The organism is Bradyrhizobium sp. CCGB20, assembly GCF_024199855.1.
Classification (GTDB): Bacteria; Pseudomonadota; Alphaproteobacteria; order Rhizobiales; family Xanthobacteraceae; genus Bradyrhizobium.
Genome location: NZ_JANADN010000001.1, coordinates 4539768 through 4552029, shown reverse-complemented (window position 1 = coordinate 4552029; position 12262 = coordinate 4539768). Strand labels below are relative to the sequence as shown.

The 12262-nt window shown below is 65.9% G+C and carries 7 protein-coding genes; 1 reads left to right on the top strand and 6 read right to left on the bottom strand.

The window, feature by feature from the left end; all coding sequences use genetic code 11:
- Positions 1-92 precede the first annotated feature (92 nt).
- The 6 genes from NLM15_RS21005 to NLM15_RS20980 all read right to left on the bottom strand — a co-directional run bounded on the left by NLM15_RS21005 (position 93) and on the right by NLM15_RS20980 (position 8316).
- Positions 93-1004, bottom strand: coding sequence for a DMT family transporter (locus NLM15_RS21005; protein ID WP_254119017.1), 912 nt, complete (start codon positions 1002-1004; stop codon positions 93-95).
- A 266-nt stretch (positions 1005-1270) separates the two neighbouring features.
- The gene (locus tag NLM15_RS21000; protein ID WP_254119015.1) at positions 1271-2146 is read right to left on the bottom strand and encodes a DMT family transporter; all 876 of its coding nucleotides are present in this window, start codon (positions 2144-2146) and stop codon (positions 1271-1273) included.
- A 13-nt stretch (positions 2147-2159) separates the two neighbouring features.
- Positions 2160-3041: an NAD(P)-dependent oxidoreductase gene (locus NLM15_RS20995; RefSeq protein WP_254119013.1), complete on the bottom strand. Its 882-nt coding sequence runs from the start codon at positions 3039-3041 to the stop codon at positions 2160-2162.
- Positions 3042-3043: 2 nt separating this feature from the next.
- Positions 3044-4175 (bottom strand): peptide chain release factor 2 gene (gene prfB, locus NLM15_RS20990; protein ID WP_254119011.1). Its coding sequence is split into 2 segments (ribosomal slippage): positions 3044-4105 and positions 4107-4175, totalling 1131 coding nucleotides; the frame shifts between segments, so codons are not numbered across the junction.
- Between the two features lie 113 nt (positions 4176-4288).
- Positions 4289-6790 (bottom strand): penicillin-binding protein 1A, encoded by a 2502-nt coding sequence (locus NLM15_RS20985; RefSeq protein WP_254119009.1) that lies wholly within the window; start codon positions 6788-6790, stop codon positions 4289-4291.
- A gap of 230 nt (positions 6791-7020) precedes the next feature.
- Complete coding sequence (locus NLM15_RS20980; protein WP_254119007.1) at positions 7021-8316, bottom strand: N-acetylmuramoyl-L-alanine amidase; 1296 nt, start codon at positions 8314-8316, stop codon at positions 7021-7023.
- A 705-nt stretch (positions 8317-9021) separates the two neighbouring features.
- Between NLM15_RS20980 and NLM15_RS20975 the strand changes: the two genes are divergently transcribed.
- Positions 9022-12204: a ribonuclease E/G gene (locus tag NLM15_RS20975; RefSeq protein WP_254119005.1), complete on the top strand. Its 3183-nt coding sequence runs from the start codon at positions 9022-9024 to the stop codon at positions 12202-12204.
- The last annotated feature ends 58 nt before the right edge of the window (positions 12205-12262 follow it).

The following is a 12262-nucleotide window of genomic DNA, read 5'->3' as shown; positions in this document are numbered from 1 at the left end:
TTTGTAGTCTTGTTTTGTGGAGAGTGTCGCAAGGAGACTCGCGGCTGGCAAGCGCGACGATTTTCCGTAGCGTGAAACGGCGAAAGCGGAACCTAGGCTTTGCGCCGCAACAGATTCAAAATGCGTCCGTCGATCACCAGCAGCGCACTGCCGATGACGACCGCGCCTGCGATCTCGCGCGCGGAGATCGGCTCGCCCAGCACCAGCCATCCCAGCAGAATGGCGGTGACCGGATTGAGCAGCGTCACCAGCATCACATTGGTCGCGCCCGAGCGGCGGATGATCTGGAAGAAGACGATATAGGCGAGCGCCGTCGACAGGCCGGCAAGGCCGAGCACCGCGAGCCATGTCGTAAGGCCCGGCATTGGAAGATGCCAGGGCTGCTCCACGGTACCGGCGACAACCGCCATCATCACCGTCGAGGCCATCAGCTGAAAAGTCGCCGTGCCCAGCGGCGGAGAATCCTTCAGCAACCGACGCGCCGCCAGCGCCGCGAGACCATAGCTGAAGGCGCCGCCCAGGCAGAGCAGGATGCCGAACCCCTGCCCGTCCCTCGTCTCGATCCCCCATCCCCGCAGGATGATCACACCGGCAAGGCCCAGCGCCACGCCAGCAACGCGCTGCGTCTGCAAGGCCTGTTCGCGTGCGGCCGCCATCACGAGCACCGTGAAGAGCGGCGTGGTCGCGTTCAAGATCGACGCCAGTCCGCTCGGAATGAAGGTCTGGCCGATCACGATCAGCGAGAACGGGATGACGTTGTTGAGCAATCCGATCGCGACGAACGGTGTCCAGCCCGCCATGCCCTTGGGAAAGGTGATGCCCTGCAGGCGCAGCAACGGCAGCAGCATCGCGGCACCGAGCGCGACCCGAAGCAGCACAAGCGTCAGCGGCGGCAACTCCCGCAACGCCGCACCATTGAAGAAGAACGAGCCGCCCCAAAGGATAGAGAGCCCGCCGAGCAGCCACCAGCCTCGCGCATCAATCCGGTTGTCGTTCGGGAGCATGATTTCTTACCTCGAGAGCCGGACCTGCCGCCTAGTACGACGCCGCAAATGCAGCCACCCGATTTCCGAGAAAGGGAGTCAGTTCGATGGCTTCAGAGGTGCAATTGGATAGACAGGTTCGCCAGGCCCATTCCATTCGAACACATATTCGCACGGCTCTTCATAGCCCTCCTCGTAGATCTCATGCTTGAGGGTCCACCCGAGGCCAATGTATCGCTGTGCCATCTCTATCGAGTGCGCCTTTCCGAGCCTGGGCTTGATCACGGCTAGCTTCCCTCGCGCTTTCGTGCCTCGCCGACGATATCGGCAACCACCGCCCCAATCACCAGCACGCCGCCAGCGAGCGCATGCACGGCCGGCACCTCGCGAAAGGCGACCCAGATCCAGAACGCCATCAGCGGCGTTTCCAGTGTCGCGATCAGCGAGGCCTGCCCTGACGGAAGCAGGCGCGAGCCGAGCATGTAGAAGGTCAGGCCGAGCGCAACCTGGAGGCAGCCGAACATGGCGAGGATCGCAAGACTCTGGCCGCCGACATGGGCGATATCATGCGCGAATGGGAAGCTGACGAGGCTACCAATGAAGTTCGACAGCGCCGCCGCCGCCACCATCGACGTCTCGCGATGACGCCGAACGACGACCGTCATGGCAGAGATGGCGATCACCATGAGGCAGCTCAGGGCCACACCGCTGATATCGGCGCCGGCTCTGATGCCGCCGACGGTGATGACCACGCCAGCGAAAGCAACCAGGCTCGCGATCAACGTGCGCCATGTTGCGGCCTCGCCGAGCCACAGCCACGCCAATGCCGCCGCGACGAACGGCTGGGTCGCGATCAGCACCGCGACGTTCATCACATTGGTCATCTGGAGCGCGGGGATGAACGAGATCATGCCCACCGCCGACAACGACGCCACCAGCAAGCCGCCGCGCCCCGGCACGACCAGTTGCCGCAGCGCGCCCGGCCCCTGCATCAGGACGAGCAGCACCGAGATCAGGCTGCCGCCGAACAGGCCGCGCCAGAACAGGATGGTCCAGGGATCGAATGGAAGGAGCCGGGTGAAGAACGGCGCGGTGCTCCAGGCGACCGCGGCGGCGGTGACGAGGGCAATGCCGAGACCGCGTTCCGAACGAGGCTGCCCCATGTGATGCGCCCGGCTAGGACGGCTTCTTCGGCCGCGACACCAGCTCGATCATCTTGCCTTCATCGTCATCAGGCATCGCGGCCTTGGCCTGGGCGTAGGACTCGACCGCGGCACGCGAGACCAGCGGCTTGTCGGCGAGCAGGCTCTCGGCCAGCTTCACGGCGTAGGCGGCATCCTTGTGCCGCAGCGCTGCCGTGAACGTCGCGCCGCTGAAATCGCGGGCGACCATGCGTTTGGAGTGACGCTGCACCTGCGGGCTTGCGGCGACGCCCGCCTGGATCGATTCCAGCACCAGGTTCATGTCGAGCCCGGCCTGCTCGGCGATGGCGAGGCCCTCGGCGAGCCCGGCGATCTGGATCGCGCCCATCAGATTGTTGATGAGCTTGTAGACGGTACCGGAGCCGACCGCGCCGAAATGACGGATGGTCGAGCCGATCGGCGTGAGATAAGGACGCGCCCGTTCGAGATCGGCCGCGTCGGCGCCGGCGAGCAGCGTCAGCTTTCCGGCTGCAGCCGCATCCGGCAATCCCGTCACGGGGCAATCGATGTAGATGAGCCCGCGCGCATTGAGCTCGCGGCCCATCTCGCGCGCATGGTCATAGGAGACGGTGGAGCATTCGATCGCGATGGTGCCGGCCTTCGCTGTCTTGGCCGCGCCCTTGGGACCGAGCCAGACCGCGCGCGAAGCCTCGTCATCGGCAACCATGGTCACGACAGCGTCGGCGTCGATCGCGGCATCCTCTGGCGAAGTCGCCCAATGCGCGCCGCGCGCGATGAGGTCTTCGGCCTTCGCCTTGCTTCGATTCCACAGCGTCACCGTGAAGCCGGCATCGAGATAGCGGCCGGCCATGCCGTGACCCATCCGCCCCAATCCGATGAAGGCGACACGGGGCATGATCAGTCCACGTCCTCGATATCGGCGCCGGTGGTGCCGAAGGCGCGCTGCGCCAGCGTCGCGGCCATGAAGTCGTCGAGATCGCCGCCGAGCACGCCTGACGTGTCGGAGGTCTGCACGCCCGTGCGCAGGTCCTTGACCATCTGGTAGGGTTGGAGCACGTAGGAGCGGATCTGGTGGCCCCAGCCGATGTCGGTCTTGGCGGCCTGGTCTGCGGCAGCCTTCTCCTCGCGCTTCTTCAGCTCGATTTCATAAAGACGTGCGCGCAGCATGTCCCACGCCTGCGCGCGGTTCTTGTGCTGGGAGCGGCCGGCCTGGCAGACCACGGCAACGCCGGTCGGGATGTGCGTCAGGCGCACCGCGGATTCGGTCTTGTTGACGTGCTGGCCGCCGGCGCCGCCTGAGCGCATCGTATCGACGCGAACGTCGGATTCCTTGATGTCGATCTTGATGCTGTCGTCGATGACGGGGAACACCTGCACGCTCGAGAACGAGGTGTGGCGGCGCGCGTTGGAATCGAACGGCGAGATGCGCACCAGGCGGTGCACGCCGGCTTCCGTCTTCAGCCAGCCATAGGCATTGTGGCCGGAGACCTGGATCGTCGCCGACTTGATGCCGGCCTCTTCGCCCTCGGACTCTTCGAGATATTCGACCTTGAAGCCGTGCGTTTCGGCCCAGCGCGTGTACATGCGCAAGAGCATCTGCGCCCAGTCCTGGCTCTCGGTGCCGCCGGCGCCGGCATGGACTTCGAGATAGGAATCGAAACGATCGGCCTCGCCCGACAGCAGTGCCTCGAGCTCGCGCCGCGCCACCTCCTTCTTGAGGTTTTTCAGCGCAGCTTCGGCTTCAGCGACGACGCCGGCATCGCCCTCGGCCTCGCCGAGCTCGATCATGCCGATGTCGTCTTCGAGCTGCTGCTCGACCTTGCCGATGCCGGACAGCGAATCCTCGAGCGAGGTGCGCTCCTGCATCAGCTTCTGGGCTTTCTGGGGATCGTTCCAGAGGTTGGGATCTTCTGCGAGCTTGTTCAGCTCAGCGAGGCGCGCCGTCGATTTCTCGACGTCAAAGATGCCTCCTCAGCAGCCCGACTGACTGCTTGATCTCTTCTACCAACCGTTCGATTTCGGCGCGCATGTCGTTCTCTGGTCTCGCGGAATTGGTCCCGCAAACAACTGAAGTGGGGATGTAGCGGCGGCGGCTGCAAAGCGCAACCGCCGGAACCGCGATCGTTTGCCTTGTCCTAAGCCTTAGTACAGCCCGCCGGTGCCCGGCCGCATGAAGAAGCCGGAATCCGGTTGCTGCTGTTGCGAGGCCGGCATGCGGCCGTCGGCGTCGGCAACGCCGATGACCGAGTAATTGTCCGGCGGCGCCGTGCCCGGCTTGAAGGCTTCGAGGATGGTTCCGCCGGTCTCGCCGGGGCCGGCGCGCATGCCGGTCTTGGCGACGACGCGCACGAGCTTGATGCCGGCCGGGACCTTGAACGGAACCGCGGGCTTGTCGGCGAGCGCGAGCTTGAGGAAATCGCGCGCGATGGGAGCGGCCAGATGGCCGCCGGTCGCGGCGTTGCCCTTACCGAGCGCGCGCGGCTTGTCGTAGCCCATATAGATGGCGACGGCGACGTCGGGCGAGAAGCCGACGAACCAGGCGTCCTTGGCCTCGTTGGTCGTACCGGTCTTGCCGGCGATCGGCTTGCCGACCTCCTTGACCACGGTCGCGGTACCGGCCTGGACCACGCCTTCCATGAGCTCGGTGATCTGGTAGGCGGTCATGGAGTCGAGCACCTGCTCGCGGCGGTCGATCAGCTGCGGCTCGGCCTGGTTCTTCCAGCCGCCGGGCGCGTCGCAGCCGCGGCATTCGCGCTGGTCGTGCTTGAAGATGGTGCGGCCGTAGCGGTCCTGGATACGGTCGATCAAGGTCGGTTTCACCCGGCGACCGCCATTGGCGAGCATCGAATAGGCCGTGACCATGCGCATCGCCGTGGTTTCGCCGGCGCCGAGCGCGTAGGAGAGATAGTTCGGCAGCTCGTCATAGACGCCGAAGCGGCGGGCATATTCGCCGATCAGGGGCATGCCGATGTCCTGCGCGAGGCGCACGGTCACCGTGTTGAGCGACTGCCGCAGCGCGTTGCGCAGCGTCACCGGCCCCTGGAATTTGCCGGACGAGAAGTTTTCAGGCCGCCACACGCCGGCGCCCTGCCCCTGGTCGATCTCGATCGGCGCGTCGAGCACCACGGTCGACGGCGTATAGCCGTTGTCGAGCGCGGCCGAATAGACGATCGGCTTGAACGACGAGCCGGGCTGCCGGTAGGCCTGCGTGGCGCGGTTGAACTGGCTCTGGTCGAACGAGAAGCCGCCGACCATCGCGAGCACGCGGCCGGTCCAGGGGTCCATCGCCACCATCGCGCCGGAGACTTCGGGGATCTGGCGCAGCCGGTACTGGCCCTCGACGGGCTGGCCGTCCTTGTAGAGCGGATCGGCATAGATCACGTCGCCGGGCTGAAGCACCTGCGACACCGCTGTCGGCGTCTTGCCTTTGGTGCCGCCCTGCGCGGCGCGCGCCCAGCGCACGCCGTCGACCGTGACGATGCCGGTCTCGCGCTGCTTGCTGACGGCGCCGCCGAGCTCGCGGCTCGGCTGGAAGCCGATGCGCGCGGACTGGTCGCTGGTCTCCAGCACCACCGCCATGCGCCATGGCGAGATGTCGGAGAGCGACTTGATCTCGGCGAGCTTGACGCCCCAATCGCCCGACGTGTCGAGCTTGCTCATGGCGCCGCGATAGCCCTGCTGCTCGTCATAGTTCACGAGGCCTGAGACCATGGCCTTGCGCGCCATGACCTGGATCTTCGGATCGAGCGTGGTGCGGACGGAGAGACCGCCCTCGTAAAGCTTCTTCTCGCCGTAGCGCTCGAAGATGTCGCGGCGAACTTCCTCGGCAAAATATTCGCCGGCGAAGGTGTGGGCGCCGTTGGAACGGTTGGTGACGGCCAGCGGCTCCTTGCGGGCCTTGTCGGCGTCGGCCTGCTTGATCCAGCCGTTCTCCAGCAGACGATCGATGACGTAGTTGCGGCGCTCGATGGCGCGATCGCGGTTACGCACCGGATGCAGCGTCGCCGGCATTTTCGGCAGCGCTGCGAGATAGGACGCTTCCGCGACGGTCAGCTCGTTCACCGACTTGTCGAAATAGACCAGCGAGGCGGCCGCGATGCCGTAGGCACCCAAGCCCAGATAGATCTCGTTCAGATACAGCTCGAGGATCTTGTCCTTCGAGTAGGTCTTCTCGATGCGCATCGCCAGCAAGGCTTCCTTGATCTTGCGGGCGAAGGAGACCTCGTTGGTCAGCAGGAAGTTCTTGGCGACCTGCTGGGTGATGGTGGAGGCGCCCTGCGGACGGCGGTTGGAGCCGTAATTCTGGATATAGACCACGCCGGCGCGCGCCATGCCGGTGTAGTCGATGCCGCCATGCTCATAGAAATTCTTGTCCTCGGCGGCGAGGAAGGCGTTGATCACGAGCTTCGGCACCGCCTGGATCGGCAGGTACAGCCGCCGCTCCTTGGCGTATTCGCCGAGCAGCGAGCCGTCGACCGCGTGCACGCGGGTCATCACCGGCGGCTCGTAATCCTGAAGCTGAGAGTAGTCGGGCAAGTCCTTGGAGAAATGCCAGATCAGGCCTGCGATGGCACCGACACCGACAAGGAACAACACCGTTCCCGCGGCGAACAGGAAGCCCATGAACCGCACCAGCAAGCGCATTATGTGTTTATCCGTTCAAACTCTGGATCAGCCCAGTATCAGCCCCTTGGCACCAAAAACGGGCGCCAGCCTCACGTCGCGAATTCACCGGCCTACTCAATACTATCCGTGCCGGACCCAAGACGCTTGCCGAGCGGGATTCTCGCCGATTCCGGAACCCCCTGCGGCATTTTTATAGAGCGCCCGCTGTGGCCAAACTAGGGCTTTTGCGGCGGGACGGAAAATCCCTCTCAATTCGACGGGCCGACGGTGGCCATGCGCTTGGTCAGGAACCCGTCGATCGCCTGCGCCATCGAGCCCACGGCCTTGGACCGCCAGCCCTCGGACACCAGATGTTCGAGGTCCCCCTTGTTGGAGACATAGCCGATCTCGACCAGCACCGACGGCACGTCGGGCGCCTTGAGGACCCGGAAGCCGGCCGACTTCAGGGGATGCTTGTGCATCCGCACGGTCGACTTCATTTCGCCCATCAAAAGGCGGGCAAAACGGCTTGAAAAGGTACGGGTTTCCCGCTGGGTGAGGTCGATCAGGATGTCAGCGACATCGGTCGGCTCCTCCGCGAGATTGAAGCCGGCGATCGCGTCCGCCCGGTTTTCCGCGTCAGCCAGCCGCTGCGCCTCGGCGTCGGAGGCCTTGTCGGACAGCGTGTAGATGGTCGCGCCCTGCGCATCGCCCTCGGCGCGCGGCAGCGCGTCGGCATGGATCGAAACGAACAAGGCGGCCTTGAGGTTGCGGGCGACTTTGACCCGGTCGTTGAGCGGGATGAAGGTGTCGTCGTCCCGCGTCATCACCACGCGGTATTTGCCGGCCTTGTCCAGCCGGTCGCGCAGCGCCAGCCCAAAGGCCAGCACCAGGTTTTTCTCGCTCTCGCCGCTCGACTGCGTGCCATTGTCGATGCCGCCATGGCCGGGATCGATCACGACGATCGGACGGCCGTCGGCCTTCTGCTGCGGGGCATCCGGAGCTGCGGCGGCCGGAACCGTTGCGGGCGGCGCGTCGGCGATCGCGGGCCGCAGTTCGGGACGTTTTTCCGGGACGAGCGTCGACACGAAGGCGGTGCGGTCGACCTCCTCCAGCTCGAGCACGAGCCGGGCCGGCTGGCCGTTGGCCGCCTCCACCACATAGGAATTGGCGATCTTGGCCGGGCCTGTCAGGTCGAACACGATTCGCGAGCCGCCCGGCATGACCAGCCCATAGCGGAAGGCCTTGACCAGTCCCCGCCCTGCGATCCCGGTGCCCGCGGGCAGCTGAAAATTGACTTGGGGCACATCGACCACCACCCGGTACGGGTCGGCCAGCGTGACGGCGCGGAAGGTGACGGTCTGATCGATGTCGAGAATGAAGCGGGTCTGCTTGCCATCGCCGGCCAGCCGGGCGGCCGAGGCGATTGGAAAATTCGCTACCGCAACAGGGGGTTGCGGCTGGCTTTCCGCCGCGCTCAGGCGCCAGGAATCAGCACACGCCAATGCTGCGGCGCACAGAACCACGCATCCCAGCAAAACCCTTTGATTTGTGCGGCTCGCCACCGATTCCGTGCCTCCGAGCAGCCCTTTTAACGCAATAGAACCACAGGGTTAATTGGTCCTTAATGACAAAATGCACGAAACTCCCCGACTGTGACCGCCGTGCGACGCTCCCTTGCACGGTTGGCCCATTCCACGTATGTACGGAGTGCTGACGGCCGATATTTCCGGTTGTGTCGCATTCAGCCTCCCGGTGCAGCGCCGGAACTCTCAAGGTTTGGGAATTCCAGCGTTTTTCCGTTCCCCTCAAAGACCAGCGCGGTGCGCGGCAGCGAGGTGGAGCGGGTCAAGCCCCGGTGGCGGACGGTCCCCGGTTACCACCGCGTTTCCGGGACGGTTTGACAGCGACGCGACCCGTTACCCGGTCCCTTAATCCCAAGGGAGCGGTTCGTAATCCCCAAGGCGAGCGCGCTCGCGCCATGCCTGGCCAGCAGCAACTGATTGAGGGGCGGCCCCGCCGCCCAATGTTTCATACGGGCCGACGCTTGATGCGCCAGACTGTGCCGACGAATTCTGAAGGACCGTTCGCGACGCTGCGGAGTGACAATCCCGCGCGCCGCTTCGGTCCTGAAGCTTCCGATTCGGCAAGGCGCGAGAGACGGCGTTTCGGCCTTCCCCTCACCCCCGAATCAGGTGGACCGTCGCGTCACCCGGCAGCGCAGACCGCGCCCACGGTGAATCGCGCCCGCCGCCGCCAAGAGTTAAGACATGCCCAACAAGATGTTGATCGATGCCACCCACCCGGAGGAGACCCGGGTCGTCGTGGTCCGCGGCAATCGCGTCGAAGAGTTTGATTTCGAGACCGCGCAACGCAAGCAACTGCGCGGGAATATCTACCTCGCCAAAGTCACCCGGGTGGAGCCTTCGCTCCAGGCCGCCTTCGTCGAATATGGCGGCAACCGCCACGGCTTCCTCGCCTTCAGCGAAATCCATCCCGACTACTACCAGATCCCGGTCGCCGACCGGCAGGCACTGATCGAGGCCGAGGAACAGGCCCATCGCGAGGCCGAGGAAGAGAGCGAGAACCGCTCCCACGGCCGTCGCCGCTCGCGCCACCGCAACGCCCGCCGCCGCGGCCATGGCGATCGCGTCCGTAGCGACATCGTCGAGGGCCTCGAGGCCGGCGCCGATCCAGCGGCCCAGCCGGTCGAGGGCGAGACCCTGCAGGCGCTCGCCGAGGGCGCTTCGCACGAGGGCGAGCACCTGCACGCCGACGCCGAGCATCACGATCATGATCATGGCGACCATGATCACCACGATCATGACCACGAAGGACATGACCACGAAGGACATGGGCACGATGATCATCATCATGGCCATGATGACGATCACCATCACGCGCATGATCATGACCACGGTCATGACGGCGAGCACGATCGTCACGACCATGATCATGCCGAAGAGACGCCCGCGCCTGTCGCTGCCGTCGGTGCCGAGCCCGTGGTGGCAACCGAGACCGCTGCCGAACCGCAGGAGGCCCACACCTTCGAGGCTCACGCTTCCGAAGCCCAAGCCTCCGAAGCCCAAGCCTCCGAAGCCCAAGCCTCCGAAGCCCACGCCGAGGCTCTCGCCGAAGCCGTGACCGCAGCCGCTGAACCTGCCGACGCCGTCTACGGTGAGAGCACTGATGCGCCGCTTGCCGAGGCCACGGAAGCAGCCGGCGAAGACGACGACGAGGACGAAGACGACGGCGAGGATGCCGAAGAGGAAGTCGTCGAATCCGTCGGCGGCGACGACGTGCTCGAGGAAGTGCCGGAGCGCACCTTCCGCCCGCGCCGCCAGTACAAGATCCAGGAAGTCATCAAGCGCCGCCAGGTGATGCTGGTGCAGGTGGTCAAGGAAGAGCGCGGCAACAAGGGCGCAGCACTGACGACCTATCTCTCGCTCGCCGGCCGCTATGCCGTGTTGATGCCGAACACCGCGCGCGGCGGCGGCATCAGCCGCAAGATCACCAGCGCCCAGGACCGTTCGCGCCTGAAGGAAGTGGTGCAGGATCTGGACGTGCCCGAGGGCATGGGCATCATCCTGCGCACCGCAGGCGCGGCCCGCACCAAGCCCGAGATCAAGCGCGACTTCGAGTACCTGATCCGGATGTGGGAGACGGTGCGCGACCTGACGCTGAAATCGCAGGCCCCGACCCTGGTCTACGAGGAAGGCTCGCTGATCAAGCGCTCGCTGCGCGACCTCTACAACAAGGAGATCGACGAGATCTCGGTCGCCGGTGAGTCCGGCTACCGCGAAGCGCGCGACTTCATGAAGATGCTGATGCCCGCCAATGTCAGCGCGGTGCGGCAGTACCGGGACGGCCAGCCGCTGTTCTCGCGCATGGGCGTCGAGAGCCAGCTGGACGCGATGTTCTCGCCGACCGTGCAGTTGCGCTCCGGCGGCTACATCGTGATCAACCAGACCGAGGCGCTGGTCTCGATCGACGTCAACTCCGGACGATCGACCCGCGAGCACCATATCGAGGACACCGCGCTCAAGACCAATCTGGAAGCGGCCGAAGAGGTCGCCCGCCAGCTCCGCCTGCGCGACCTCGCCGGCCTGATCGTCATCGACTTCATCGACATGGACGAGAAGCGCAACAACCGTTCGGTCGAGCGCAAGCTGTCCGATTGCCTCAGGCAGGATCGCGCGCGCATCCAGGTCGGCCGCATCTCGCATTTCGGCCTGCTCGAGATGTCGCGCCAGCGCATCCGCGCCAGCGTGCTGGAATCCTCGACCGATCCCTGCCCGCATTGCGGCGGCACCGGCCACGTCCGCTCGGTCTCCTCGGTTGCGCTCCAGTTGCTGCGCGGCCTCGAAGAGATCCTGATGAAGGGCGCGACCCACAATCTCGTGGTCCGCACCCGCACCGACGTCGCGCTCTATGTGCTGAACCACAAGCGCGGCCATCTGCGCGACCTCGAGAACGGCTTCAAGGTCACGCTGGCCGTCATCGCCGACCCCAGCGTCAGCGGACCGCAGGCCTATCTCATCGACCGCGGCGAGCAGGTGCATACGCTGGAAGCCGCCAAGGCGCTGCTGGCGGCACAGGCCGCGGCAAGCCCGCCGCCGCTGGCCGAAGAGGCCTATGACGACGAGGAATTTGATCCGGAGCTGGAATCCGAGGTCGAGACCGAGGAGACCGAAGGTCTGACCGAGGAGCAGGCTGGCGGCGAAGCGGCCTCCGAGCAGGACGGCCAGCGCCGCAAGCGCCGCCGTCGCCGGCGCGGCCGCGGTGGCCAGCGCGAGGGCGAGGTGCGCGAGGATGGCGCTCCGACGTCTTCCGAGGCGGCCGTTGCGGCCGGCGAAGGTGAAGAGGACGCCGAGTCCGAGCAGGACGGCGAGGAAGGTGAGGACCAGGCAGCCCGCGGCGAGCAGCAGGGCAGCGGCGATCGCCGCCGCCGGCGGGGTCGTCGCGGTGGACGCCGCCGTCGCGGGGGCAACGAGGAAGGTCTCGCCGGCTCGATCGGCGACGAGCTCGCAGCCAGTGCGCCGCCGGAAGCGACCAATGCGGTTGCCGATTTCGACGGCTTTGGCGGCGAGGCTGCGCCCTCGATCGCACAGGCTGAACACACCGCCGAGCCGCAAGTCACTGAACCCGTCAGCCAGCCCGAGCCGCGTGCCGAGGTGCAGATCGAGGCGCCGGCCCAGCCCGAGCCCGCTCCCGCCGCCGCGGAAGAAGAGCCCGCCGACGACAAGGCTGCGCGTCGCCGCTCTACGGTCCGGGAAAAGGTGAGCTTCCTGTCGAGCAGCCAGAGCGAGCCGGCAGCGCCGGTTGCGCAGGCAGCCGAACCGGTCGCCGCACCGACCCCGGCGCCTGAGCCCGCGCCGGAAGCTGCAAGCGAGACGCCGGCTGCACCGCGTCGCGCCGGCTGGTGGTCGCGCCGCTTCGGCGGCGGCGAATAAGCCGGACATTCAATGCAAAACGCCCGGCACAGCCGGGCGTTTTTGTTTCGACACGCGC